Here is a 25,508-nt window from a genome sequence, read left to right as displayed (position 1 = left end):
GCGTCGGAGCCTGGGGCTTCGCCCCCGAAGGGATCACTTGGCCAATCCGGCGACGAGCGTCTTCAGTGCCCGGCCGTTGCGCAGGCCGGGCTGGGTGTCGTTGACCGGGATCACGATGAACCGCTTCTCCTTGATCGCGGTGACATCCTTGATCGGCTCGTAGGAGGTGAGGAACGCGATCGCCTTGTCGGCCGGCTCGAACGCCTGGTCCTCCACGACGATGGCGTCGGGGTCACGCTTGACCAGCTCCTCCCAGGAGATCTGCGCGTAGGAGGTCACCTCGGGGAAGATGTTCTCGCCGCCGGCCCGGCGGATGAGGTCGTCGATCAGGCCGTTGGACCCGGCGGTGCTCGGCTTCTCCAGGCCGCCCGCGTAGTCGAACACCTTGGGGGTGCCGGAGACCGGTTTCACGGCCTCCACCTCGGCGGCGAGTTTGCTCACCAGGTCCTCGGCCGTGGTCTGGGCGCCGAGGACGCGGCCCAGCTCGCGGATGTCGGTGTAGGTGTCCTCGACGGTGGCCTTGTGGCCGGGGCAGTTGCCCGACAGCAGGTAGGAGTTGACGCCCTCCTTGCGCAGCTGTGCCCGGTCGCCGAGTGCCTTGGGGCCGTAGTCGTCGCCGTATCCGCTGACCACGAAGTCGGGGTCGGCGGCGAAGACCGTCTCCTTGGAAGGGGGCGGGAAGGCGGACTTGGCGATGATGTTCACGCCTTCGAAGGCGGGGGCGACCTCGGGCAGGAGTTCGCCCGGGGCGACCGTGCCGGCCAGCCGGTCGCGGGCGCCCAGGGCCAGCACGATCTCGGTGGCGATCGTGCTGGAGGTGACGACGCGCCGCGGCGGACGCTCGAAGCGGTAGGTGGCGCCGCAGTTGCTCACCTCCACCGGGGTGGCCAGGGGCTGCGCGGTGGCCTGTGCGGCGGCGGTGGTGTTCGCGGTGGGGCTCGCGGTCTGGCCGCACGCGGCGGCGGCGAGCACGGTGGCTCCGGCGAGCAGGGCCCGGGCCGCGCGAGGGGTGATGAGTCTCATCGGAGGTGCTCTCTTTCGGGCTGGTACGGGTTCTTCAGGCGGCCGGCGTGGCGGCCGCGCGGCCGGAGCCGGTCGAGGATCGCGCCGGGCGGTTCGGCGTCGGCCGACGCGGCATGGCAGGCGGCGAACCCTTCACGGCGCAGGTCGTCCGGGGGACGGGACGGGCGAGGTCAGGCATGGGGCACCGGCGACAGGTCGGGGCTGCCGGGGAGGGGGTCGGCGCCGTCGCCCAGGAAGGGGAAGGCGGCCGGGGCCGTGGCCCGCAGGCCGGGCACGATGACGCGGGCGACGGCCAGGCCGCAGGCGGCGACGTCGGGGGTGGTGAGGTCCACCGTGACGGCCTGCAGGCCGCGGGCGGTCAGCGCCGCGTCCATGTCGAAGCGGCCCGCCGCCGCAGGCTCTGCCGGTGCCGTGGGCCTGCCGCGGGCCAGACGGGTCAGCACGCGGGCGCGGAAGGAGGGGTCGGCCAGGAGCTGCAGGTGACAGGTGACGTCGGTGACGTCGGCGAAGTCGGGCCGGTAGGAGGAGGCGAAGGCACGGTCGGGGCGGTGGGGGGCGAGCGGGCCGTGCGGGCGCTCCCACTCGGGCAGGTCGCCCGCGGCGAGCTGGGCGGTGGTGTCCAGGGACTGGACGGCTTCGGCCGCGGCCTTCCAGGCGGCCGCGGTCAGCGGGTCGGCGGCGCCGGGAACGAGCGCGCAGCCGACCCCCACCGTCCCGCCGGACTCCTCGCCGGTGTCCTCGGCGACGCACAACACCACCGGGGCGTCCAGGAAATTCGCCACGGTGTGCGCGCTCAGCCGCACCCCGGGCACCTGGGGCAGGCGCACGCCCGCCGGTTCCGGGAAAGCGCGCTCCGAGGCCCAGGCGGTGGCCAGCGCGTGCCGCTCCACGACCTCCGCCAGTGCCGAGGCGCGCGCGGAGGCGAGGTCGGGGCCCGCGGCGATCCCGGCCGAAACCGGCAGGACGACGGGCCGGGACCGTACGCGGAAGGGGGTGAGCCAGGCCAGCGCGGCGGGCACCCAGACCGGCGCGCCGTCGCGGCGACCACCCCGCACCCAGTGGGTGCGGTCGGCGCGCGCCAGCCCGGTGAAGGGGAACCCGTCGCGGGCGATCTGTTCGGGTGAGTACAGCGCCAGGGTCTGCGGGTCGACGGCGTCGGGGGCCAGCTCGTGCCAGGCGGCCTCCACCAGCCGCCCTTCGGGGACGAGGTGGCCGCAGTGGCGTTCGGCCGCCTCCCCCAGGGCGCGGCGGCGGGCCTCGGCGGGATCGTGCCAGGAGGCGCCGCAGACCGTGGGGTTGCCGAGCGGCAGGCCGTACCCGGCGGTGGCGGCGAGGTCGGCGAAGGCGACGTGCAGGCGCCCGCGCAGGAGGGCGGTGCGCACGCCGGTGACGAGACCGGTCCGGGAGTCGACGGGGATCATGTGTGCGGCAGGGGGACGAGGTTGACCCGGTCGGCGGCTCGCAGGCCGAGCCGGGCGGGGTCATCGCGCAGGCGGTGCCCGCCGAGGAAGGGGAAGGCGGCGGGCGCGTTGGAGTAGGCGCCGGGCACGATCACCCGGGCGACCGACAGCCCGGCGGCCGCGATGTCGGGGGTGGTCAGGTCGGCCGCATAGGCGTCCAGTCCCCGGGCGGCGACCCGCTCGAGGTAGCCGTCGAGCACGTCGCCGTCCACGTGCGGCAGGTCGGCCAGGGCGATCGCGTCGGTGCAGGCGGTGATCGGCGCCAGGTGCGCGCGCATCCGGGGGTCGAGCCAGAGCTGGCTGTGGCAGCCCAGATCGACGACGTCGCGAAAGTCGCCCCGGTAGTCGTCGGCGTAGCGGCGGTCGGCGCGGTGGGGTTTGAAGATGCGGGCGTCGATGACGCCGGCCGCGGCGGCGGCCCAGATCTCCCCCTCCGGGTCGATCAGGCCCAGCGCGTAGCGGCGCAGGGTGACGGCCTCGGCCAGCGCCTTGCGCACGGCCTCGGCGGGATCGGGGCGCGCGGCGACGCCGAAGACGGCGATGCCGGTCCGCGGGTCGTCGAGCAGCACGCCCACGACCGCGACCTCGAAGACGGTGGGGATGGCCACGACCCGGTAGCGGCAGCTTCCACTCGCACCGGCGGCGCGGTACCAGCCGGGTTCGGCCTCCGGCAGCAGCGGCGCCGCGGGGTGGCCGGCGCCGGTGACGGGCCGGGCGGGCAGCTCGCCGGCCCACCACACGACCGTGGCGTCGCGTTCGATGACCTCCTCCAGCGCGGCCGTACGGGCGGCCCGCGCGGAGGGGCCGGCGGCGATGCCTGCGAGCATGGCGTAGTTGGTCGGCGGCTCGTCGGCGCGGGGCGGGGTGAAGTAGTTGACGTAGACGAGGGAGGCGGGCAGCCAGGCGGGCGTGCCGTCCCTCAGGTCCCTCCCCCGGGTCCACAGCACCTCCAGGTCGGCGGTGAACGGGGTGAACGGGAAGCCGGGCTCGGCGTGCTGAGCGTCGCCGTACAGGGCGAGCCGGGCCGGGTCCAGGGCGGGTTCGCGCAGGCGCCGGTAGGAGGAGCGCAGCAGGCCGGCGGGGACGAAGTTGCCGCAGTAGCGTTCCACCGCCTCGCCGACGGCGCTCATCTCGGCCCGGCCGGGGTCGCCGAACGCGGTGCCGGTGGAGACGCGGTCGGCCGGCCAGGGCAGCAACCGGTAGGGCGAGCTCACCTCGGCCGAGCAGATCGTGAGCCCGTCGGGCCACCACGGTTCCGGCTCCAGGAGGTCGATTCTGCGGATCAGGCCGGTGCGCTCGTCGGCCAGGAGCGTCAGCGGGTCGTTCCCGTGCCGTGCCGTGTCCGGCCGGTCGGCGGCGTCCCTCGTGTCACCCCTCGTGTTTTCGGCCGCGCCGCCGGTCGTGACATCTGGCGTGCCGCCTGCGTCCGTCATGCGAAGACTTCCTTTCTCGGGCGAGGGAGGTGCAGCGTCACGTCGCGGAAGGAGAGCTCGGCTCGCCGCCGCGGCGCCGGGTAGCGGGGGGTGCGCCCGGCGGTCAGTTCCAGGTGGAGCCGGTGCCCGGGCGGCAGCTCGGCCGCGGCCGGGGCCAGGCGGACCTCGCAGCGGGAGGTGCCCGTCGTGAGGGGCGCCGTGCCGTCGGCCATCCGGGTGGCGGTGCCATCAGGCCGCTCGTGGACGAGGGTGGCGACCAGTTCGGTGCCGGTGCCGGTGGTGACCTCGGCGGTGAGGCGGGGTGCGCCGTGCCAGCACAACGGGCCGTCCAGGGTCAGCCGGACGACGTCATCGCGGTCGCCCAGCGGCGCCAGGTCGGCGGAGTGCGGTGCCGACGGACAGGGGTCGGCCGGGTCGTGCCGCAGCCGCATGCCGTCCGCACCGAGCGGCAGGGCGGTCCAGCCGGGGCGGCCGGGCGGGATCGGATCGGTGTCCGTCCAGCGGCCGGTACCCAGCAGCAGGCACCCGCTGCGGCGCAAGCCGCCCAGCCACTCCAGCGCCAGCGCGAAGGGGTGTGGTCCGGCCGGTTCCGGCAGGGCGCACCCGGGCTGGAGCCGGTGGGTGAGCGCGCTCGCCCAGCCGCCGACGACGGCTTCGGCGCGTGGTGCCAGCATGGCCTGACGCAGCGTGGTCGGCGCCGACCGGCAGTACCAGCTGCCCAGGTGCAGGCTGGGCGCGGTGGCGGTGCGTGCGGCCCGCGCCATGCGCCGGGCCGCGCTCTTGTAGGTGCTGGGTGTCGGCGGCCACGGGCCGACGTCCACCGGCCAGGCCTCGGCGACGGCGGCCACCGGGATCAGCGCGGTCAGGTGCGGTGCGCGGGCCAGGACCGCGTCGTACAGGCCGGTGCGCACCGTCCGGCCGGCGCCCAGGTCGGTGCGCCACCACAGCTCCTCGTCCAGGGCGGGCGAGCCGATCGGCGGCCAGGGCTGGCGGCTGACGATCCCGCGGACCGCGGGGTGGCCGGCGGCGCACCAGGCGGCGTAGGCCTCGTAGGCCAGGCCGTACAGGAACACCTCGCCGTCGCACCAGGGCTGAGCCGCCGTCCAGTCCAAACTCGCGTGGCCGTCGGCGCTCTCGTCGGCGCCGGGGGTGAAGGCACCCTCCGACAGGTGGCGGCCCCGCAGGTCCTGCACCAGGCAGGCGAATCCGGCCTCGGCCAGGGAGAGGGCCTCGGGCAGGCAGCCCGAGGCGCCGTAGGGCGTGCGGATCACCACCGCGGGAGCGGGCAGCCGGTCCGGCAGGACCAGGTCGGCCACCAACCGCGCGCCGTCGGACGCCGTCACCGTCAGGCCGGTGCGCACCTCGCTCACGCGGGCGTCTCGCGCATCAGGCCGCGCGGTACCGGCAGCACGGGGTGACGGCGGATCTCCCCGGCCGCCAGGTCGATCCCCACCTGGTGTCCGTCGCCGGGCGGGGGCGTGCCGTCCGACCAGGCGCGCAGGTCGGCGGCGACCAGGGCGGCGGCGACCTCGGCTCCGGCCGGGTCGGCCGGAGCCGCGGGCCGGCCGCCGGCCTCCAGGAAGGCCCAGTAGGCGGCCAGTTCCTCCGGCCACGGGCAGGCCGCCAGGCGGCGCAGCCGCACATCCTCGTACCCGGCGCCGCCGGTCGGCGGGGTGAACGGGCCGACGTACCAGCGGCGGCCCTCGCCGTGGCCGCGGTGCCAGGCGATCCGCAGATCGCGGCAGCGAACGTCCAGTTCCCGCCAGGCCGTGTCGGGCAGGTACTCGGCGCAGGCGACCAGGGCCGCGGCCTGCGGCTGGAGGTCCTGGCCGGGATCGCCCCGCCGTACGGTCAGGCCCGCCTTGCGCAGGTGACGGGAAAGCGGGCCCAGCAGCGGGCCGTCGCCCACCAGGAGGACCTCGGCCGCCGATGGAGGCGCGTCGGTGCCGGCTGCGTCCTGCGGCGCCGCGGTGAGTTCGGCGACCAGGTCGGCGGCGGCCGGGAGGCGCTCGAGCGCGGCCCGCACCCCGAGCTGCCCGCTGATCAGTCCCGCCATCGCGGCCCGGTCCTGCGGCGGCACCTGCACGACCATGAAGTCCTCATCGGGGCCGTGGACCAGCCACCCGTCCCCGGTGGGCACGAACGTGGTCCCGGCCGCCCAGCGCGCGGGCCGGTCCAGCCCGGAAGTCATAGCGAGCGCACCTTTCTTCGAAGTAGCATCCCTCGCACCCGGGTGCGGGCGTGGTTGGCTCATGCCCGCACCCGGGGTCTCACCTCGCGACTAGCGCCAGGCCACCTTGGCGAGCGCCACCGTGGCGTGGTTGGACGAGTGGACGGACGCGTTGCGCGCCTTCACCTTCAGCTTCTTGACGGTCATGCCGAGTCACCTCCTTTCCGTGGATAGGGGACAGGGGCCTCGGACGCTCCGCTCGGCAGCACCGCGGTGTCCGCCTGGGAGCGCACGAGACGTTCGCAGGCCTCGCAGCGCGCGAGGAGTTCTTCGTGGGTGCCGGCGTCGATGATCCGCCGCGTTCCAGCAGCACCCTGTTCGCCCCTGCTGTCCGTGATGTCCCTACAAGGAGTAATGAAAACGAAAACCAAAGTCAAGGGTTGATCTTTGGCGGCCCAGCAATGAAAATCATCACCAATCGATCGTCGGGGGGGCACAGGTGGAACCCGCGCGCACTTTGCGTGAGCTGCTCGTCCGCAACCGCGACCTGCGCATGCTCTGGCTCGGCAACCTCGTCAGCGTGTGCGGCGGGTGGTTCTCCGCCGTCGCGGTGTTCGCGATGGTCTACGAGTACAGCGGGGCCGGCCTGGCCGCCGGGCTCACCCTGGCCGTGCGCTACCTGCCGGGCGTGCTGGCGGGGGTCTGGGGCGGCGTACTGGCCGACCGGGCCGACCGGCGCACCGTGATGCTGGTGACCGACGTGCTCATGGCGGTGCTCGCCGCCGCGTTCCTGCTCGCCGACGACACGGGACGGCTCTGGCTGGTCTACCCGCTGACCTTCGCCTCCGCCGCCGCCGGCTTCGTCTTCCAGGCCGCCCGCAGCGCCTGGATGCCCAGCCTGGCCCGGCCGCAGGAGTATCCCCTGTACGCGGCGGCCGTGCAGGTCAACGGCCTGGTCTTTCAAGCGCTGGGCGGCGTCACCGGAGGTCTCGTCGTCACGGCGGTGGGCTGGCGGTGGGCTTTCGCCGTCAACGCGGTGTCCTTCCTGCTGTCGGCCGCGCTCACCGCGACGGTCCGCTCCGGCGACCGGTCGGCGGGTGCACCCGCGCACGGCTGGTGGCGCTCCCTGCGTGAGGGAGTCGCGGTGGCCGCGCACGACCGCGTCATCGCCGCGCTGCTGGGGCTGGAGGCGCTGTTCTGCCTCGGGCTGGGCGGTGCGATCACCGCGATGACCTACCTGGCGCTGCGCGTGCACGACCTCGGCGAGGGCGGCACCGGATGGTTCTATGCGGTGCAGGGAGCCGTGGGTGGTGTGGTCCTGGTGGCGGCCGCATCCCGGATCCGCGCCATGGGGCCGCGTGGGCGCCACCGGGTCATCGGATGGTCGTGCCTGGTCGAGGGCGTGCTGACCATGCTGCTCGGCCTGCCGTCGGGTGTGCTGCCCGCGCTGGCGCTGTGGGGTCTGGTCTCGGCCGCCGAAGTGGTGTACGGCCCGGCGGCCATGACCACCTTGCTGACCGCGACGCCGAACGAGACCCGCGGGCGGGTCACCTCCTTGTGGAGCGCCACCGCGACCTTCAGCCTCGGCGTCTCGTCCGCCCTCACCGGCATGCTCATCGACCGGCTGGGCGTGAACGTGGTCTTCGTCGTTCTCGGCCTGGTCATGGCGGCCGCCGGTGGGACCTGGCTGGTCGCGGGCGTCCGCGTCCGGCCGTTCGCCCTCGGCGAGGGAGGAGGCGAAGATGTGGCGCGGTCGGCGCGAACCGGTCACTGACCGTCGCCCGCGCCCGCGGAGCGCGAGGCGTGCCGAAGCCGTGCGAGCCTCCCGGCTCAGCCGTGTCCGCGGTGTCGGCCCGCCTGCCACAGGGCCCGGAAACGGCATGCCGGACCTCACGTCCCGGTGATCGTCTCACTGGTCACGCCATCGTCAGAAAATCCACAGAACAGGACCCAACTACCGATCAAGGTAGCGAAAGGAACACCACCATGATCTGCCACGATGAAGCGCATGTCTGAGCTTCGAACCGGCCCGCGGGACACGCGGATCGATGACGAGAGCCCGGTTCCCCCTGACTCCTGGGGACGTGAGGGTTCCGCGAGTCATTCTCTGCCGTGGGGGTTCGCGCTCGTCGTCGTCCTGCTGGTGGTGGGCCGCCTCGCTCTCGCGCCGCACCTGACGGCGCCCGCGTTGCAGACGTGGGCCACGATCTTCGTGGCGATCTGCGTGCAGGCGTTGCCGTTCCTGGTCTTCGGGGTGGCGCTGTCCGCGGCGATCACGGCGTTCGTCCCGGCGTCCTTCTGGACCAAAGCGCTGCCAAAACACCCGGCCGCCGCGGTGCCGGTCGCCGGGATGGCCGGGGCGGTGCTGCCGGGGTGTGAGTGCGCGTCCGTCCCGGTCGCGTCGGGCCTGATGGCCAGGGGGGTGGCCCCGGCCGCCGCGCTGGCGTTCCTGCTCGCCTCTCCCGCGATCAACCCGATCGTGCTGGTCGCGACCGCCGTCGCCTTCCCCGGGCAGCCGCTGATGGTGCTGGCCCGCTTCGGCGCGTCCCTGACCGTGGCGGTGCTGGTCGGCTGGTGCTGGCTGCGGTTCGGCCGCGCCGACTGGCTGCGCATCCCCTCCCGGCCGCACGGCGGCGGCTCGAAATGGGGGCGGTTCGGTGAGGCGATGCGGCACGACCTGCTGCACGCGGGCGGGTTCCTCATCGTCGGCGGCCTGGCCGCGGCCACGCTGAACGTCGCGGTCCCCCGCGAGTGGCTGACCGCGATCGCCGAGGTGCCCTGGCTCGCCGTCCTGGTCATGGCGTTGCTGGCGGTGCTGCTGTCGATCTGCTCGGAGGCCGACGCGTTCGTGGCCGCCTCGATGACCGCGTTCTCCCCCACCGCCAAGCTCGCCTTCCTGGTGGTCGGGCCGATGGTCGACCTGAAGCTGATCGCGCTGCAGGCCGGCACGTTCGGCAGGTCCTTCGCCCTGCGGTTCGTCCCGGTGACCTTCACCCTCGCCGTCCTGGTGAGCGTCGCGTTCGGCTGGCTGCTGCTATGACGCCGCCCTCGCCCCATCGCCCCCATCGCCCCCTTAGCTCCGCGCCCCCGGGCACGCCTACGGCTCGACCTTGGGCCCCGGCATGATGGAAGGAATTCGCGCCCCCCGATGAACCGTGTGACCCAGAACCTCGTCCTGACCCTGCTGGGCGGCGCCGTGCTCCGGATCTCGGCGTTCTCCACGACCTACCTCAACTACGTCAAACCCGGCTTCCGGCCGTTCCTGATCGGCGCCGGAGCGGTACTGGTGGTTCTCGGGGTCATCGGGCTGCTCCAGTCGTCCCGGACGAAGGAGAGCCCGGTCCACGACGAACCAGGTGACCAATCGGGCGGCCACGACCACTCACCGGCCGGCGAACACTCGCGTGATCACGACCGGTCCGGCGAGGGCGGCCACGACCACGCGCACGGCGGCCCCCGGGTCGCGTGGCTGCTGTGCCTGCCGGTGTTCGCGATCTTCCTGATCGCGCCGCCCGCGCTGGGCTCGTTCGCCGCCTCCCGCGACGACACCCCGCCGCCCCGCGACCAGACCCTGAGCTCCTTCAGCCCGCTCACCGGCACCGGCGCCGTGGAGATGACCATCGGCGACTTCATCGGCCGTGCCTGGGATGACGACAAGAAATCCCTCACCGGCCGCGAGGTCAAGCTGACCGGCTTCGTCACACCGGCGAAGAAGAAGGGCCAGTGGTACGTCACCCGCATGCAGATCGCCTGCTGCGCCGCCGACGCCTTCCCCCTGAAGGTCGCGGTCAGGGGACTGCAGGCACCGCCCGCCGACACCTGGGTCGAGGTCACCGGCACCTGGATCCCGCAGACCTTCGGCACAATGCCCAACGGCGTCATCTACCCCCAGATGACCGGCAAGAGCCTCACCAGGATCGATCCCCCCGACGAGCAGTACGAGTAACGCCGAGGAGCGTGTACGGACGCGGATCCACCTCCGGGCGTTGTCTCACCGGACGGTGGTGTCCGGCCGGCGGGCCGGCCGGACACCACCCGGCGTGAGATAGGTGATCGGGCCGGTCGGCTGGACGGACGACAGCGGCCGCCACGGCGCCTCGGGACCCCGAACCTGCCCGGCGGGCTTCACGTTCATCGTCTGGGCCGCCGACGTCTTCACCATCCTGGACCTGCGCAGCCTGTACTTCTGCCTGGACGGGCTGCTGCGCCGCTTGGTGCACCTGCACTGCCGCCTACGTGGCAGACCCGGTGGAACAGGGCCGTAACACGGTTCGGCGGCCGGCTGGTCATGTCCTGGAATCCGGCCCGGGCGAGAAGAGTTCGCAATCGTTTCGTCACCCAGTGGATCATCGAAACAGGCCGTCCAGGTTTACAGTGCGTCCAGTCAAGGGGGCACGATGCAGTTCGGGGTATTAGGGCGTGTATCGGAAGTGGATCAAGTCGTAGTGGCGAGTTCGATGAGGTGCCGGGCTGTGCCAGCAGGATCGATGATCTGATGGAGGTGTGCGCCGGGCAGGTGTGCCACACGCCAGCCGCGTTCACGTGCCTCGGCGGCAATGTCGTCATACGGAGGGCCGAACAGTAAGTAGGAGCAGGGGTGATCATCCCAGCCGTCGGGCACCGGGATGTGCTGCTCGTAGTAGGACAGCGGCAGGGTGGGCTGCTCCTCAATGACTGTCTGCCGCACCATCGGATCAGAGAACATGGGTGCGACGTCTGCCTCGTTCCACCAGTCGGTCCAGCGTGGCAACCTGCCGTTCACAGCCATCGGGCGGAGGAACTCCAGCAGCTCGGGTGAGGTGACGGGGGTCGGTCCGATCCGGGCCGGTAGCGCGGCATCGACGAAGATCGAGCTGGTCACCGGCTGGTCGAGGCCCGAGCGAATCGCCGGGAGAAACAACCCTGCGTTGCTGTGGGCCACCAACGTGATAGGGCTGTCGGCCGAGACCTGCCGGAGGTCGTTGCGGACGGCGTCGACGATGGGGGGCCAGAAGGGCGGAGCACCGGCGCCTATGCAGAGCAGGGACGGCACCCGCACCTGGTATCCCGCTGCCGTCAGGTGGTTGGCAACCGGGTGCCAGGTAGAGGGACCTACGGACGGACTGTGCACGAGAACGAAGATCGGCTGCATGGTAACGATCCTGTCGCCCACGCCTTCGGAGGCGCGACCGTCTTGGCCGACAGCGGAAAGCTTGGCTTCGAAGAAGTACGCCGCCGAGGTCTTCCGCGGGGAGCGCCGGTACCTGCTCACGCTGCCGGTGACGCCCGGAAGCGGGGCGGTGGGCCGCGTGCGCGTCGTCGGCCCCGACTCCACCCGTCTGCGCGTCGGAGACTGGGTCCTGTGCGACCCCACCATCCGCTCGCGGGACGACCGCGCTGACCCCGGCCGGGAGAGCGGCACAGTCGTGCTGATGGGTGGCGTCGGCATGCTGGGCGGCGCCGACCTCGGGCTGTCGTATCCGTGGATCATGAGGAACAACATCACGATCCGCGGACAGTGGATGTACCCCCACGAGGCCAACGTCCAGCTCATCCGGCTGGCCCGGACGGGGCTGCTGGATCTCCGTCAGTTCGACGTCACGACCTTCGACCTCGACGATGCCGATGCGGCCCTCGCGCACGCGGCCACCGCCGGGGGGCGCTTCAGCCTGACGGTCGTTCGGCCGGCCACATCAGGCCCGGCCACATCAGGCCCGGCCACATCAGGCCCGGCCACATCAGGCTGAGCGCCGTCGTCACCCCGATCCCGCTCCCGCACCTCGCCCGCTCGCCCGAGCGCGCCTGCGAGCAGGGGGTTGAGAAACACTCGCAGTCCCGGAGCCCACGGCCCGGAGCTGACGATCGGGGACCTCCCGGTTCTCGACGCGGGCGTCGCGGCCGCATTCCTCCCCCCGGGGAAACGGGGAGAGGTCTGCGTCCAGGGGGCCGGCGATGCCCCCGTCCTCCCCGGCCGGTGGGTTCGGGAGCGGTCAGCTCAGCCTGAACGAGCTCGCACGTTTGTAACAGCCGTAGTGGCCCAGGTGCCCGTACCTGTCGATCCACCGCTTGCCGGCGCAGTCCCGTACGAGGTCTATGTCGGTGTGGAAGAACACGTCGCAGTGCGTGCCGTTGCCCAGCCTGGTGTTCACCGAGCTGACCCGGTCGCCCCAGCCCATGTGGTCCAGCCTCTTGAACTCGTAGTCGGCCTTGCCGGACGTGCTCCTGCTGCAGTCGCGGGGGACGGAGATGGTCACGGTGTCGCCGCGGGAGTTGTAGTTGATCCAGTCGTAGAGCACGGCCACGGCGTAGCCGGCCGCGTTGGCGACCCGGATCGCCCGGGACAGGCTGCTGTAGCAGCCCAGCCCTTTCCCGTGCCTGTCGGCCACGCAGTGGCTGGCCGCCGCGGTACCGGAGGGTACCGAAGCCGGCGTGGCCGCCAGCGCCGTGCCGGATGCGGGCATGATGCCGGCACCCACGGCGAGCAGGCAGGTGAGCCGAACGGCGAGCTTCCTCATGCGGATCCCTTCGTGGAACGTCCGGCGCCCTCTCTGTCGTGAGGGCGGTTTCATCGTTTCCCTGTTTCGGATACCGGGAGTTGTTCCTGTGACGGGGTCCACGGTTTCGGATCGCTCACACCGTCCACAAGGAAATCTTGTTGTCAGCCTGTTCGGCGGGCTCCCCTTACAGGCGCACACGCCGCCTGACAGGTGATCCGGCGGCGGGCCGGCACCGGCTCGCCCCTGCCAGCCGCGCCGGCCTACGTCGCCGGTTTCCTGCCCTACGCTCTCGGCGGCACGCTGCTGCCGGCCTACGCCGACCGGTGGCCGCCGCGGGCCGCGATGGTCGGCTACGACCTGGTCCGCGCCGCGGTCGCCGCGGCGCTCGCCGCCGGGCTGCTCTCCCCCGCCGCGATGCTGATGCTGGTGTTCGTCACCGGCATGCTCAGAAGTGGCGGCTCAGGATTCCCGAAGTTCCGCGGCGTCGCGGCCGGCCTCACACCACGGCGTCGGCGCCCTCGGGGGCCGCGGCGATTTCGGCGGTGGCGTGCAGGGCGGTCAGGATGGTCAGGATCCGCTCGGCGTCGGTGAGCAGGCTTCCGGTCACGGCCCAGCCGTGCGGCTGGTCCAGCCGGCCGGTGCGGACCTCCTCGGTCATCTGTTCCTGGATCGCGCCGGCCCGCTCCAGCGCGGCGGAGATCACCGCGTTCAGCCTCGCGGGCTCGTCGGCGGTGCGCATCTGCGCCTGGAGCGCCTGGGCGAGCAGGTCCAGCAGCGCGGCGTAGTCACGGGCGAACTCGTCGCTGATCCACGGCGGACCGCCGGCGTGGCGGCGCTGGCGCTGGGCGGCATAGGCCAGCGCCCGCACCAGGGCGTGGAGGTGCACGCCGATCTCGCTCATCGCCTCCAGCAGCCCTTCGTGATCATCGTTCGTCTCGGGGACGCGGGTGCGGCGCAGGTTGTAGCGGCGGCTTTCCGCGCCGTCGGCGATGGCCGCGCTCGCCCGGGCCAGGTGGGCGTCCAGCCGGGCGGCGTGGCGCTGCCAGCCGGGCAGATCCGACAGATCACAGCGCTCGCGCAACCCGCCTGCCACGGCCTCCAGCAGTTCGGCGGCCTCCTGGCTCAACCGGCGCACCGCCTCATAGGGGCGGCGCTGGTACAGCGGCGGAAACACCATCGCGTTGACCAGGGCGCCCGACAGCGCGCCGATGCCGGTGGCCACCACGTAGGCCAGCAGGTAGCGCTCCTGGGAGCCGGCGCCGAACGACAGCATCAACACCGCGGTGGTCGCCACGTCCGTGCCGTGCCGGCCCATCCGCCGCCAGCGCGCGGCCACCAGCGCCGGCGGCACGACCAACACCAGGCTGAAGGCGTTGAGGCCGATCAGGTGGCCGACGCTGCCGGCCAGGATGACACCGGCGGCCACCGCGCACACCCGCCGTACCCCGTTGGTCAGCGTCTGGTACACCGTCGCGTGCACCATGATCACAGCAGTGGCCGGCGCGATCCACACCGTCTCGCGCGGCAGCAGCCGATCGGCCAGGAGCCAGGCCAGCGCCGCGGCCAGGGCCGCCTTGGCGATCTGACGCACCTCGAAGCGCTGCTCGGAACCTCGCCGGCCCAGCCCGGCCACCTGACCACGTAGATACCGCACCTCACGACGGATCGTTTTCCGCACCCAGCTCATGTCCCGGTTAATCACCATCTGGCCTTTACCTGATGTTGTGACCGGAAACCTACGTCGGGCTCGCGACGACGGAAGCGCTGTACCTCGTCGTCTCGATCGAACAGATCAGACGGCTGGTGACGGAGGGAGAGGCGCTCACCGGCACCGGCGATCGCCGCCGTCTCCTACCGGCGCCGGACCCGGCCCCTGTGCGTTCCGGCGGAAACGGTCGTTCCCCAGGTGAGCCTTTCCCCGCACTGCTCGTGGCGGTACGTGATCGCCCTGCGCGGTCCCTCCGTACTCCGTCGAAGAAGAGGGCGGGATACCCTGCCTGCGGTGCCTCGAACCACGTGACCGGAGGAGTCGATGCTGGGATGACGGCAGAGCGGCCGATGCCCGCACAGGACGACGTGCTCGGCTACTTCGACACGCTGTCGAACTGGGGACGGTGGGGCGACGACGACGAGCTCGGCACTCTGAACCACATCACCGACGACGTCCGGCTGGCGGCGGCGCGGGCCGTGCGCCACGGCAGGAGCGTGTCGTGCGCGTGGGAGGTCGCCGTGCCGGAGGACATGGAGCGGTCGACGACGACGTGCCCGTGCGCCGCCGACATGCCGGGTGCCGAGAACATGCCGGCGCCCGGATTCCGCAACGACCGGCGCTGGGGCTTTTCGTCCGAGCGCCTCGGCCTCACCTTCCACGGCAACACCCTCACCCACGTCGACTCGCCGTGCCACATCTTCTGGGACGGCACGATGTACAACGGGCGGCCGCACTCGCTGGTCGACGCCGAAACGGGATCGGCGTGGGCGTCCGTCACGGCGGCGGCGAACGGGATCGTCACGCGTGGTGTCCTGCTGGACGTCGCGAGCGTGCGGGACGTGCCGTGGCTGGAACCGGGGCAGGGTGTGTATCCCGACGATCTCGAGGAGGCCGAGCGTCGCCAGGGGGTGCGGGTGCGATCGGGCGACGCGGTGCTCCTGCGGACCGGCAATGGCCGCGTCCGGCACGAGAGCGGTGCGGCCGGTGGTTTCACGCAGGCCGGGTGGCACGCGTCCTGCCTGCCGTGGCTGCATGAACGGGAGGTCGCGCTGATCGGCGCCGACACCCCCCAGGACGTTCAGCCGTCGGGGTACGAAGACGTGTTGATGCCGGTCCACGCCGTGAGCCTCGTCGCGATGGGTCTGTGGATGCTCGACAACTGCGACCTGGAGGCGTGCGCGAGGACGGCCGCCGAGCTCGGCCAGTGGGACTTCCACCTCGCGGTCGCGCCGGTCCGCTTCGCCGGTACGTCCGGCAGCCCGGTCAACCCGATCGCCACGTTCTGACGAACGGGGATCACGAGGAGCTTCCGGCCGGTCCCACGGTGGGAACGCCTCACGATAAAGGGTGGAGTACGCTCCAAGGTCAAGTTCCGGAACTCGACGGAGGGTCATGCGCATCGGAGAGCCGGCCGCGCAGGCGGGCATGACCAGGGACACCATCCGCTTCTACGAGAAGGTGGGTCTCGTCGCGGGCCGGCGGCCGGCCAACGGCTATCGCGGCTTTCCCCCCGAGACGGTGGCCTGGCTGCACCACGTCCGCACGGCGCGGACGCTCGGATTCCCACCGGCGGAGATCGCACGGCACGGCGAGAAACCGAACGACGCGCCGGACGCCGCGGAGGCGTTGTCCGCGCTGCTCGAGGAGAAGGTCCAGGTCGCCGACGCGCGCATGGCCGAGCTCACCGCGCGCGTCGGCACCGGATGTCCGTTGCGGGCGACCGGCCAGGCCGGCCGATCATGACACCTGCGGAGCCCGGCAGACCCGACTCCACCGCCACGTCCACGTCACCGCTCACCGGGAGGGGTTCGTGTCCTTGGCCTGGCCGGCTTCACCCCGCGCTGCTGCCGCCTGCGGATCCGCGGCCGGCGGGGAGGGTCGTATGAACCCGGAACGCCCGGACGGCGACGGCGCCGGGGTGGAGGCGTTCCCCGAAGAGCCCGGCTCGTCCGGGACCGTGCTCGCCCGGCGTGCTCCGGCCGACGGCGTGACACCTTCGGACGACGCGGTCGTCCTGGACGGGGTGACGGTCGCCGGCGCCCGGCACACGGCCGACGAGTACGTGACCGAGGAGGCGGCGCGGTTGATCGCGGCGGCCCCGGCGGCCAACACCACCCGCGCCTACGCCCGCATCTGGGCCGGCTACCTGTCCTGGTGCACCGCCACCGGCCGCACCCCGCTGCCGGCCACCGGAGCCACCCTGGCCAGTTTCGTCGCCGAGCTGGCCGGGCGCGGCCTGGCCCCGGCCAGCATCGACCAGGCGCTGGCCTGCGTGTCGTCCGCGCACGGCAAGGCCGGCCTGACCAGGCCGCACACCAGCGCCGCCCGCGACGCGTTGCGCGCCTACCGCCGCGACTGGAGCACCAAGGGCGGCAACAGGGTGCGCAAGGCCCCGCCGATCACCGTCGACATCCTGCGCCGCCTCGTCGAGCACACCCCCGACGACACCCCCACCGGGATCCGGGACCGGGCCGTGCTGGTGCTCGGCTTCGCGCTGATGGGCCGGCGCAGCGAGCTCGCCGCCCTCGACTGCGAGCATCTCACCTTCCCCCGTCAGGGCCTGGAGGTGTTCATCCCCGTCAGCAAGACCGACCAGGACGCCGCCGGGCAGACCGTCGCGGTCCCCTACGGTTCGCATCTGGACACCTGCCCGGTGCGCTCGGTGCAGGCCTGGCTTGCCGTGCTGCGCGAGTGCGGCATCACCACCGGGGCGCTGCTGCGGCCCGTCGACCGCTTCGGCCGCATCGGAGGCACCCCGGGCTGGGCCGGCCGCGGCGGCCTGCGGCTGTCGGGCGTCACGCTGAACACCATCGTCAAGGACGCCGCCCTGCGCGCCGGCCTGGCCGACGCCGAACGCTACAGCGCGCACGGGCTGCGCGCCGGCGGCGCCACCACCCTGGCCGACGCGAACGTGCCCACCGGCAAGATCGCCGAACAGGGCCGCTGGAAGCCCACCTCCCCCACCGTGCACGGCTACGTCCGCGCCGTCGACCGCTGGAGGGACAACCCCATGGGCAAAGCCGGCCTGTGACAGGACCGGCTTCGTCCACCGCGATCGACAAGACCACCACCTACCGCCCATAATGGGCGTTTTCGGGTGTTTTATCCTTTAACGTGGCAAACAGGAACTTCGAACGGTTGCTACGTGAATCCCGACATCTTCGACCTGCTGGCAGGCAGTCATCTGCGCCTCGTCGGCACCCCATTGGCAGGCCCCGAGATCACGGCTCGCTGGCTGTACGAGGACGCGCCCTTCGGCGTGCTCGCGCATGACGCGGCGGACGACCCCCGCTTCACCTATGCGAACGTCACCGCCCAGCGATGCTTCGAGTACGGCTACGGGGAGTTCGTCGGCCTGCCCTCCCGGCTCTCGGCGGAGTCTGACCGCCGCGAGGACCGCCGGCGGCTCCTGGACGCCGTGCATCGGGACGGCTTCGCGACGGGCTACCGGGGACGGCGCATCGCCAAGTCCGGCCGCCGCTTCTGGATCGAGGACGTGACGATGTGGAACCTGGTGGACGGGAACGGCGTGCTCATGGGCCAGGCGGCGACCTTCCGGCGCTGGCGAGACGCCTGAGGTCCGGTACGGCGAAAATCGGCCGGGAGGTGGTGGTTCGCCACCGAACGGGCACCGGACCGCCAGATGCCCGTAGAGCCCGCACCGAACCCGGATCGCCTCAGCCGGTCCGGGCCGCCCGACTCGCGGGTGACCAATGACGCTGGAGTATTAGTGATCCTGGCCGCGAAATGTGAAAATTGCAGTCGTTTGCCCCCGATCGATAGGTGAAGGCATGACAGGCGATCACGCGCGCAAAGCTCTGGTGGTCCGGGGCGGCTGGGAAGGGCACGACCCGGTGGCCGCCACCGAACTCTTCGTTCCCTTTCTCCAGAAGCACGGATTCGAGGTGCATCGGGCGGACTCCCCCGCGCCGTACGCCGACGCGGCGTTCATGTCCGATGTCGACCTCATCGTGCAGTGCTACACCATGGGCACGATCGAGCCGGCCGAGCTGCGCGGGCTGGAGGCCGCGATCCGCGCCGGTACTGGAATGGCCGGCTGGCACGGCGGCATCGCCGACGCCTTCCGCGGCTCCTCCGACTACCTGCACCTCATCGGCGGGCAGTTCGCCTGCCATCCCGGCAAGGACCCGGCCGAGCGGGACGGCTCCCAGGCCGACAACTTCATCCCGTACACCGTCACCATGCTGCCCGAGGCCGCGACCCACCCGATCACCGAGGGCATCGCCGACTTCGATCTCGTCACCGAGCAGTACTGGGTGCTGGCCGACGACTACGTCGACGTGCTGGCCACCACGACCCAGAAGGTCCGCCCGTGGGACCCCTGGCACAGGGAGGTCACCTCACCGGCGATCTGGACCCGCGGCTGGGGCGAAGGAAAGATCTTCGTCGCGACACCCGGACACGACCTCGGCGTCCTGCGCGACGACAGCGTGCGCACCGTCATCGAAAGGGGAATGCTGTGGGCCAGCCGGTGAACGTCGGCGTCGTCGGGTGCGGGTTCATCTTCGGCCAGTACCTCCGGAGCATCGAGCGGCTGCCCGAGCTGCGGCTCGTCGCCGTGGCCGATCTGGACCCCGGACGGGCGAGGGAGGCGGTGCGGGAACATCCGGACGTCGAGGTGCTGGGCGTGGCGGAGCTCATGGCCGATCCGCGCGTCGACGTCGTGCTGAACCTGACCGTCCCCGCCGCGCACGCCGAGATCACGCTGCAGGCCATCGCGGCCGGCAAGGACGTCTACTCGGAAAAGCCCCTGGCCGCGACCACCGCCGACGCCGCGCGGGTGCTGCGCGCGGCCGCCGACGCCGGGGTACGGGTGGGCTGCGCGCCGGACACCGTGCTCGGCACCGGCACGCAGACCGCACGCCAGGCGATCGACGACGGCCTGATCGGCAGGCCGGTCGCGGCGACCGCGACCATGATGACGCCCGGCCACGAACGCTGGCACCCCAATCCGGACTTCTACTACGCCCCCGGCGGCGGCCCGCTCATGGACATGGGCCCGTACTACATCACCAGCCTGGTCACGCTGCTCGGGCCGGTGGCGACGGTCATCGGCGCCGCCAGCCGCACCCGGGCCGGGCGGACCATCGCCACCGGTCCCCGCCGAGGCGAGGAGATCCCGGTCGCCGTCGACACCCACGTCACCGGTGTGCTGGTCCACGCGTCGGGGGCGCTGTCAACGCTGGTGATGGGCTTCGAGGGAGCGGCCACCGGTGCGCCCTCCATCGAGGTGCACGGGGAACGAGGCTCGCTCTCCGTCCCCGACCCGAACCACTTCGACGGCCCCGTGCTGCTGGCGAGGATGGGCGAAGAGGACTGGGAGACCCTCCCCGCCACGGCCGGCCACGTCGAGGCCGGGCGCGGCGTGGGTCTCGCCGACCTCGCCACGACCCCGGCGGGCCAGGAGTCCCGCGCGGGCGGAACGCTGGCTTACCACGTGCTCGACGTCATGGAGTCCCTGCTGTCCTCGGCGCACTCCGGAACGGCGGTGACCGTCGCCAGCACCTGCGAGCGGCCCCGGCCCGTGACCTTCCGCCCGGCCCTGCGATGAGCCGCGCCTTCAGCTGCTCTTGGTGTCGGAGACGGGTGGGGGATGGGCGTTGGTTTACTACATTCAGTTCGAAGATGAGTTGCCTGCTGTCGATCTACGGCGGTTCCTCAAGGAGAGCTACGGCATCGCGCCGGAGGCGATCTACGTCGGGCGGATCGGGGACCGTTCGGCTGACGACCCTCGGCCGGTCGCCATGTTCACCCCCCCTGACGACGGCGAGGAGTTCGGCTGGATGCTGATCGGTGACACCGAACTCGCCGACGCCACCGGCCAAGGGGAACGGGAACTGGCCGCCGCCTTGACCCGCGCTTTCGGAGTCCGGGCGCTGGTCGACGACGGTAGCCTTTTCCCCGACACGTGGCTGCTGGTCAGCACCGATGGCAGTAGTGGCCGGGTCCTCGTGGATGAGGACGCCGCAGCCGACGGTGACCTGCGGATCGTGCACGCACTCGAACCGATCAGGGGTGAACCCCAGCTCACCGTCGTATCGCCACCGGACTGGGCCCGTGACTGATGAATGACCAGGCGATGACGACCCGTCGGCTCCCAGACGAGTAAGTCCGAAGTCCGGTCAGTGATCGCAGGCGATCGCCCTTGTACCTGGCGGTACCTGCTCTTCGCTTTAGGACTTACTCGTCTGGCTGCCGAGGAATCCCTCGATCGCCTCGGCGAAGGTCTCCGGAGCGGTGACCCAGGGATAGTGAGCCCCGGGAAGCACGATGCCGGTCCCGCGCGGGAAGATCCCGGCCAGCTCGGCCGCGTGCGAGGGCGACGGTCCTGGATCCCGTTCTCCCGCGACCACCAGGACCGGCGCGGTGACCTTCGCCAGGCTCGCCCGGGTCTTCTCGGCAGCGGGCAGGTCGGTGTGAAAGCGCTTCGCCGCCTCGACCGAGCGTTCGGCGAACCGTGTGGCGTGCGCTTCGGCGACCTCGTTCCAGGGACTGTAGAAGAACGGCTGCGCCCTCAGGCGCCGGCTCTCGTCGCCCGCGTCCCACGCCTTGAGGTCCGGCAGCCTGCTCTCGTACCAGCTCTCGTCAGCTCGGCGCTCGATCTGGGCGTACCACTGCTCGTCGGTTATCTCGATCCCCACCGGGTGCACGCTCGGTGTGACCAGCACCAGGTGTCCTATCCGTTCGGGATACCGGGCCGCGTACAGCAACGCCAGCCCTCCAGCCGCCGAATGCCCGAGCAGGTCCATCCGCTCGAACCCCAGACGCACACGCAGCGCCTCGACATCCGCGACCATGCGGTCCATCGCATACGTGTCCGGATCGAGCGGCGCCGCGGATTCGCCGGTTCCTCGGTTGTCCAGCAAGAAGAGCCGACGCTTGGCCGCCAGACCGCCGAGATCTCCCAGGTATCGCGAGGACCGCCCCGGCCCGCCCGGCAAGCAGACCAGCGCCGGTCCTTCTCCCCGTTCATGACAGACGAGCACGGTCCCGTCATATGACGTGAAACTGATCATCCCTCCATCCTCGCATCGCAGCCCCCAGGAGCCGTCACGCCATGATCTCGATCTCCAGCCCGGAGCCAACGTGGCCTTGCCGGTGGTGAGGTATGGACCTTGCCCCTGGGTGAAGGCGCAGCATCGTGATGCCGGTCGTCCTGGCCGGTGCGAGGAGGGTCGGGCGTGGGGCTGCTGACGATCGGGGCGTTCGCCCGGGCTGCGCGGTTGTCGCCGAAAGCGTTGCGGCTGTACGACGAGCTCGGGCTGCTGCGGCCGGCCGCGGTGGACGGGGAGTCGGGGTACCGCTTCTACGATCCGACGCAGCTGGAGCGGGCCAGATTGATCGCGTGGTTACGGCGTCTGGGCATGCCGCCGGCCCGTATCCGCAGGGTGTGCGACCTGGAGCCGAGGGCGGCGGCCGAGCAGGTCGCCGGCTACTGGGCGCAGGTCATGGCCGACACCGCCGCACGCGGCCAACTCGCCACCTTCCTCGTCGACTACCTGTCAGGAAGGGGCAGCGCTGTGGAAGACGCGGAAACCATGATCGGGATTCGCTACGCGGCACGGTCGGAGTCGGGGCTGCTCTACGCCGCCTGCCCGGCCGGTGTCCTCGCGGCCGGGCTGATGTCGGGGACGTTCACCCGCGCCCGTCGCCACGGCGCCCTGATGGCATCGGCTGCCGCCGCCTGGAGAGGATCGGTACGGATTGTGGCGGTGGGGCTGGACGCCCTGGTGTTCCAGCAGCCGCGCCCGGCAGTCAGGATGGCTGAACTTCGTCGAAGAGGGCGAGGGCTTCGGCGGGGTCCGGGCTCACGAGGCGTTCCAGGCCGGCCGTCGTGATCTCCGCCCACCTGCCGGCCCGTGCCCACATCCGTTCCTCGAAGGCGCGGACGGCCTCGTCCAGATCGCCGGGGCCGGGGGCGGCGGCGACGGACTCGGCGAGTTCGGCGCCTTCCAGCATCGCGAGGTTCGCGCCCACCCCCAACGGTGGCATCAGGTGGGCGGCGTCGCCCAGTAGCGTCACCCCGGGGACGTGGGCCCAGGTGTGGGACACGGGCAGGACGTGGAGGGGGCGGTGGACGAAAGCGGTGCCGTGGCGGAGGAGGTCGAGGACGGGAGCGGCCCAGCCGTCGAACAGAGCGGGCAGGATCGATCGCGCGGCCTCGACGTCGGCCAGGTCCAGGCCCGCCTCCAGTCCTGCGTCCAGGCCCGCTTCCAGTCCTGCGTCCAGGCCCGCTTTCATACCTGCGCCCAGGCCCGCGCGCCGGTTCAGGCCCACATGCCGCTCCAGGTTCGTGTGCCAGTCCAGCGGCGCGCGGAACTGGGCGTACACCTTGACGTGGCCGCCGCTGTTGCGCTGGGCGACGAGGGCGCGGTTCACGCCGTACACGGCCACGGAACCGTCGCCGACCAGCCGGGCGAGGTCGGGGTGGCGGGTGTCGACGTCGTCCAGGGAGGTCTCGACCAAGGTGACGCCGGTGTAGTGCGGCGTCACCGGCGAGAGCGCCGGGCGGACCCGGGACCAGGCGCCGTCCGCGCCGACCACGAGGTCGAACGTCTCCTGCCGCCCGTCCGCGAAACGGACCAGCACGCCGTCCCGGGTCCCCGGCACCACCTCCGTCACACCCCGCCCCCACCGGACGTCGAGGGGGCCGAGCAGCAGGTCGCGGAGTTGTCCCCGGTCGATCTCGGGATTGGCCCGGTCACCCGGACGGGGTCGCCAGTCGCGAAGGACGGTCCCGTCCGTGTCCAGGATGCGCATGGCCTGCCCCTCGGGACGGGACAGCGCCTGGAACCCCGCCAGCAGCCCCGCCTTGTCCAGCGCGAGCTGGCCCATCCCCTCGTGCAGGTCCAGCGTGCCGCCCGGAGGGCGGGCGTCGGGGGCGGGATCGCGTTCGAGGACGGTGACGGGGTGACCGTGGCGCTGCAGGACGCGGGCGAAGGTGAGGCCGGCGGGGCCGGCCCCGACCACGGCGATACAATGTCTCATGCCGATACACTGTATTTTACCATTACGGTGTATCGCAACAGTACGATGTCCCCATGACCGTGTGGGACCGCCCGGAGCCGCCGACCCGTCCCGTGCCGCTCGACCGGGAGCGAATCGTCGCCGCCGCCATCGCGCTGGCCGACGAGGGTGGGCTGGAGGCGGTGTCGTTGCGCAAGGTCGCCGCCCGGCTGGACGCCGGTCCGATGCGGCTGTACGGATACATCTCCACCAAGGAGGAGTTGTTCGACCTCATGGTGGACGAGGTCCACGCCGAGATCCTCCCCGAGGAGCGGCCCGGCGACTGGCGGGAGGCGCTGCGCGTCCACGCTCACCGCACCAGGTGGGCCGCCCTCCGTCACGAATGGCTGGCCGACCTGCTCGGCGGCCGTCCGAACCTGGGACCGAACGCCCTCGCCGTGACCGAGACCACGCTGGCCGCCCTCGACGGCCTCGCCGACCTCGACACCGTCCTGCGCGCCGTGGAGACCGTCAGCGCCTACTTCACCGGCGCGATCAGGCGCGAGATCGCGAACCTGCGCGCCGAGCGCGCCACGGGCCTGTCCAAGCACGACTGGCAGCGAGCCCACGGCCCGCATGTGGAAAAGATGCTGGCCACGGGCCGCTTCCCGACTCTGGCCAAGGTTGTGTACGACGGCACGGAGGTGGACGCCGAGGCGTCCTTCGCGATCGGCCTGGACTGGGTGCTCGACGCCGTGGCCGCCAAACTCGCCCGGCCGCCGGCGTGATGCTCAGGATTTCCAGGTGACGTCCGTTTCCGGGTGACGTCCGTTTCCAGGTGACGTCCGTTTCCAGGTGACGTCCGCGGCACCGCATGACGCCGCCGGACTGCGCACCTGCCCGCTCGACCGGTTCAGAGGCAGGCTCTGACGCCGGACGACCGGGCGGCGCTGGAAGGGCCGCGCCATCCGCGGCGGTACGCGGGCTCCCGCGCTCATGTCCATGGCCGGGCGAGGGTGATGGACGAGGAGGCATCGGCGCACGAGCGGGGGGTGCGGGGGTCGCGATCCGGCACGAGCGGGGGTGTGGTGCGGTCGCGATCCGGCACGACCGCACCACCGGCCGGCCCGTCGCCCGGTCAGCGATCGCCTACGACCACTGACCGGACTTCGGGCTTCCTCCTCTACTCCCTGGCCATCACGGTGAAGGTGAACCCGGCGCTCGTCGTACGGCGCAGCGGAATGTCGCACTTGATCCGGTGCCGTACCTCGTTCCTGCTGAAGCCGAGCCCGTGTGCGATGAGCCGCTCCGGGCGCACCGGCACCGGATCGTCGAAGACGACCTCCACCTGGACCGGCCACGCCTCGTCGAGCCATGCCGGCGGGGTGTCCAGCCGCCAGGCCCCCCTCCAGTCCAGGGTGAAGCGGTTACGCCGGGCGAGCAGCGGATCCAGCAGCCTGGACGCCACCAGCTCCGGATCGTTGGCGTGGTAGCCGTCGAGCTCGGCCGGATCGAAGGACCTGACCGGCGCCCGCTCGTGCACGGTGAGCTTGCTCGTCCGATCGCAGGACACGCAGCGGACCAGCAGCCACACGTCCAGCAGGTTGCCGTTGGCGTTGACGCGGAACCTGCCCTCGCCGGTGGTGGCCGACTCCGACCGGCAGTCCACGCACCGCAACGACAGCAGGGGCTGCCTGGTCCGACGAACGACCCAGGGCAGCACGATATGAGGTTGTGAAGACATGATCTCTCTAGACCTGACACGAGGCCGATTGCGCGCGGCCTCAAACGCTGTATGACCGGGCGCCCGCGGGCAGCCCGGCAGAGCCGGCGGGAAGGCCGGCTTGAAGGTGAGCGGAAGAAGGTGTCAGGTCTGAAGAGCAGGCGGGGTCACGCGGTTCGTCCTCTGTCCTCACTGCGACGGGGTCGCAGGCAACATACGGGAACACGTGAGGAAGGCTCAAACGGTTTTCCGGCGACGCCGGTCCCGCCGCCGGCTCAGGCGTCGCCGGTGCCCGGGGCCGGCGCCCGGGGTGGGGTCCGCGATCCGAACAGGTCGCGATGCCATGCCGCCGGTCCCACGCCCGCGCGCATCGGGGAACCGCCCGCCTCCACCACTGCCGATCACGTACGGGTGCGGCCCGCCGGTGTGTCACCCGGGGAAACGCCTCACGGGGTGGGGTCCGCGATCCGAACAGGTCGCGATGCCATGCCGCCGGTCCCACGCCCGCGCGCATCGGGGAACCGCCCGCCTCCACCACTGCCGAT

At 71.9% G+C, this 25,508-nt stretch carries 25 protein-coding genes; 14 read left to right on the top strand and 11 right to left on the bottom strand.

Translation table 11 applies throughout. From position 1 onward, the window contains the following. Positions 1–33: 33 nt before the first annotated feature. The 5 genes from AB0G15_RS32285 to AB0G15_RS32265 form a co-directional block, all read right to left on the bottom strand. The gene (locus tag AB0G15_RS32285) at positions 34–1,023 is read right to left on the bottom strand and encodes an ABC transporter substrate-binding protein (RefSeq protein WP_362847024.1); all 990 of its coding nucleotides are present in this window, start codon (positions 1,021–1,023) and stop codon (positions 34–36) included. A gap of 170 nt (positions 1,024–1,193) precedes the next feature. Continuing rightward, complete coding sequence (locus AB0G15_RS32280; RefSeq protein WP_362847022.1) at positions 1,194–2,444, bottom strand: YcaO-like family protein; 1,251 nt, start codon at positions 2,442–2,444, stop codon at positions 1,194–1,196. Continuing rightward, complete coding sequence (locus AB0G15_RS32275; RefSeq protein ID WP_362847020.1) at positions 2,441–3,916, bottom strand: YcaO-like family protein; 1,476 nt, start codon at positions 3,914–3,916, stop codon at positions 2,441–2,443. Before AB0G15_RS32275 ends, AB0G15_RS32280 begins: the two co-directional genes overlap by 4 nt. Next, a complete protein-coding gene (locus tag AB0G15_RS32270; RefSeq protein WP_362847018.1) occupies positions 3,913–5,286 on the bottom strand; it encodes a CocE/NonD family hydrolase in 1,374 nt (457 codons plus the stop codon). The genes AB0G15_RS32275 and AB0G15_RS32270 overlap by 4 nt, the downstream gene beginning before the upstream one ends. Then, positions 5,283–6,107, bottom strand: coding sequence for a hypothetical protein (locus AB0G15_RS32265; protein WP_362847016.1), 825 nt, complete (start codon positions 6,105–6,107; stop codon positions 5,283–5,285). Before AB0G15_RS32265 ends, AB0G15_RS32270 begins: the two co-directional genes overlap by 4 nt. A gap of 478 nt (positions 6,108–6,585) precedes the next feature. On the opposite strand from AB0G15_RS32265, the gene AB0G15_RS32260 reads away from it, so the two are divergent. From AB0G15_RS32260 to AB0G15_RS32245, 4 genes are all read left to right on the top strand, one after another. Then, positions 6,586–7,860, top strand: a complete 1,275-nt coding sequence (locus tag AB0G15_RS32260; RefSeq protein ID WP_362847014.1) for an MFS transporter — start codon at positions 6,586–6,588, stop codon at positions 7,858–7,860. A 234-nt stretch (positions 7,861–8,094) separates the two neighbouring features. Further along, positions 8,095–9,126, top strand: coding sequence for a permease (locus AB0G15_RS32255; RefSeq protein WP_362847012.1), 1,032 nt, complete (start codon positions 8,095–8,097; stop codon positions 9,124–9,126). A gap of 108 nt (positions 9,127–9,234) precedes the next feature. Next, on the top strand, positions 9,235–10,032 hold the full coding sequence (locus AB0G15_RS32250) for a TIGR03943 family protein (protein ID WP_362847010.1): 798 nt from the start codon (positions 9,235–9,237) through the stop codon (positions 10,030–10,032). 103 nt (positions 10,033–10,135) lie between these two features. Then, positions 10,136–10,351 carry a hypothetical protein gene (locus AB0G15_RS32245; RefSeq protein ID WP_362847008.1) on the top strand — a complete coding sequence of 72 codons (216 nt, stop codon included), beginning with the start codon at positions 10,136–10,138 and terminating at the stop codon, positions 10,349–10,351. A gap of 170 nt (positions 10,352–10,521) precedes the next feature. On the opposite strand, the gene AB0G15_RS32240 is transcribed toward AB0G15_RS32245, so the two are convergent. Further along, positions 10,522–11,217: an alpha/beta hydrolase gene (locus AB0G15_RS32240; RefSeq protein ID WP_362847006.1), complete on the bottom strand. Its 696-nt coding sequence runs from the start codon at positions 11,215–11,217 to the stop codon at positions 10,522–10,524. Between AB0G15_RS32240 and AB0G15_RS32235 the strand changes: the two genes are divergently transcribed. Next, on the top strand, positions 11,216–11,812 hold the full coding sequence (locus AB0G15_RS32235; protein WP_362847004.1) for an alcohol dehydrogenase catalytic domain-containing protein: 597 nt from the start codon (positions 11,216–11,218) through the stop codon (positions 11,810–11,812). The genes AB0G15_RS32240 and AB0G15_RS32235 overlap by 2 nt on opposite strands. Before the next feature lie 243 nt (positions 11,813–12,055). On the opposite strand, the gene AB0G15_RS32230 is transcribed toward AB0G15_RS32235, so the two are convergent. Both AB0G15_RS32230 and AB0G15_RS32225 read right to left on the bottom strand, forming a co-directional pair. Next, positions 12,056–12,580, bottom strand: a complete 525-nt coding sequence (locus AB0G15_RS32230) for a hypothetical protein (protein WP_362689401.1) — start codon at positions 12,578–12,580, stop codon at positions 12,056–12,058. A gap of 478 nt (positions 12,581–13,058) precedes the next feature. Then, on the bottom strand, positions 13,059–14,249 hold the full coding sequence (locus AB0G15_RS32225; protein ID WP_362847002.1) for an aromatic acid exporter family protein: 1,191 nt from the start codon (positions 14,247–14,249) through the stop codon (positions 13,059–13,061). A 353-nt stretch (positions 14,250–14,602) separates the two neighbouring features. On the opposite strand from AB0G15_RS32225, the gene AB0G15_RS32220 reads away from it, so the two are divergent. From AB0G15_RS32220 to AB0G15_RS32190, 7 genes are all read left to right on the top strand, one after another. Further along, positions 14,603–15,559: a cyclase family protein gene (locus AB0G15_RS32220; RefSeq protein WP_362847000.1), complete on the top strand. Its 957-nt coding sequence runs from the start codon at positions 14,603–14,605 to the stop codon at positions 15,557–15,559. A gap of 106 nt (positions 15,560–15,665) precedes the next feature. Next, the gene (locus AB0G15_RS32215) at positions 15,666–16,016 is read left to right on the top strand and encodes a MerR family transcriptional regulator (RefSeq protein WP_362846998.1); all 351 of its coding nucleotides are present in this window, start codon (positions 15,666–15,668) and stop codon (positions 16,014–16,016) included. 139 nt (positions 16,017–16,155) lie between these two features. Further along, complete coding sequence (locus AB0G15_RS32210) at positions 16,156–17,304, top strand: site-specific integrase (RefSeq protein ID WP_362846996.1); 1,149 nt, start codon at positions 16,156–16,158, stop codon at positions 17,302–17,304. 114 nt (positions 17,305–17,418) lie between these two features. Next, complete coding sequence (locus AB0G15_RS32205; RefSeq protein WP_362846994.1) at positions 17,419–17,850, top strand: MEKHLA domain-containing protein; 432 nt, start codon at positions 17,419–17,421, stop codon at positions 17,848–17,850. 214 nt (positions 17,851–18,064) lie between these two features. Further along, positions 18,065–18,769: a ThuA domain-containing protein gene (locus AB0G15_RS32200; protein ID WP_362846992.1), complete on the top strand. Its 705-nt coding sequence runs from the start codon at positions 18,065–18,067 to the stop codon at positions 18,767–18,769. Continuing rightward, positions 18,754–19,845, top strand: coding sequence for a Gfo/Idh/MocA family oxidoreductase (locus tag AB0G15_RS32195; RefSeq protein ID WP_362846990.1), 1,092 nt, complete (start codon positions 18,754–18,756; stop codon positions 19,843–19,845). The genes AB0G15_RS32200 and AB0G15_RS32195 overlap by 16 nt, the downstream gene beginning before the upstream one ends. Before the next feature lie 49 nt (positions 19,846–19,894). Then, entirely contained in the window at positions 19,895–20,359 is a 465-nt protein-coding gene (locus tag AB0G15_RS32190) for a hypothetical protein (protein ID WP_362846988.1), read from the top strand. A 108-nt stretch (positions 20,360–20,467) separates the two neighbouring features. Here the strand turns inward: AB0G15_RS32190 and AB0G15_RS32185 are convergent, their stop codons facing one another. Next, a complete protein-coding gene (locus AB0G15_RS32185) occupies positions 20,468–21,310 on the bottom strand; it encodes an alpha/beta hydrolase (RefSeq protein WP_362846986.1) in 843 nt (280 codons plus the stop codon). 165 nt (positions 21,311–21,475) lie between these two features. Between AB0G15_RS32185 and AB0G15_RS32180 the strand changes: the two genes are divergently transcribed. After that, positions 21,476–22,132 carry a helix-turn-helix domain-containing protein gene (locus AB0G15_RS32180; protein ID WP_362846984.1) on the top strand — a complete coding sequence of 219 codons (657 nt, stop codon included), beginning with the start codon at positions 21,476–21,478 and terminating at the stop codon, positions 22,130–22,132. Here the strand turns inward: AB0G15_RS32180 and AB0G15_RS32175 are convergent. Further along, on the bottom strand, positions 22,050–23,282 hold the full coding sequence (locus AB0G15_RS32175; RefSeq protein ID WP_362846982.1) for an NAD(P)/FAD-dependent oxidoreductase: 1,233 nt from the start codon (positions 23,280–23,282) through the stop codon (positions 22,050–22,052). The two genes, AB0G15_RS32180 and AB0G15_RS32175, sit on opposite strands and share 83 nt — an antisense overlap. 53 nt (positions 23,283–23,335) lie before the next feature. Here AB0G15_RS32175 and AB0G15_RS32170 point away from each other — a divergent pair, with 53 nt between their 5' ends. Then, on the top strand, positions 23,336–24,028 hold the full coding sequence (locus AB0G15_RS32170; RefSeq protein ID WP_362846980.1) for a TetR/AcrR family transcriptional regulator: 693 nt from the start codon (positions 23,336–23,338) through the stop codon (positions 24,026–24,028). A 395-nt stretch (positions 24,029–24,423) separates the two neighbouring features. Here the strand turns inward: AB0G15_RS32170 and AB0G15_RS32165 are convergent, their stop codons facing one another. Continuing rightward, positions 24,424–24,963, bottom strand: a complete 540-nt coding sequence (locus tag AB0G15_RS32165) for a DUF1062 domain-containing protein (RefSeq protein ID WP_362846978.1) — start codon at positions 24,961–24,963, stop codon at positions 24,424–24,426. Positions 24,964–25,508 lie beyond the last annotated feature (545 nt).

The organism is Streptosporangium sp. NPDC023825, from assembly GCF_040639575.1.
Lineage (GTDB): Bacteria > Actinomycetota > Actinomycetes > Streptosporangiales > Streptosporangiaceae > Streptosporangium.
The sequence above is the reverse complement of the archived record's forward strand: the minus strand, read 5'-3'. Positions and strand labels throughout refer to the sequence as shown.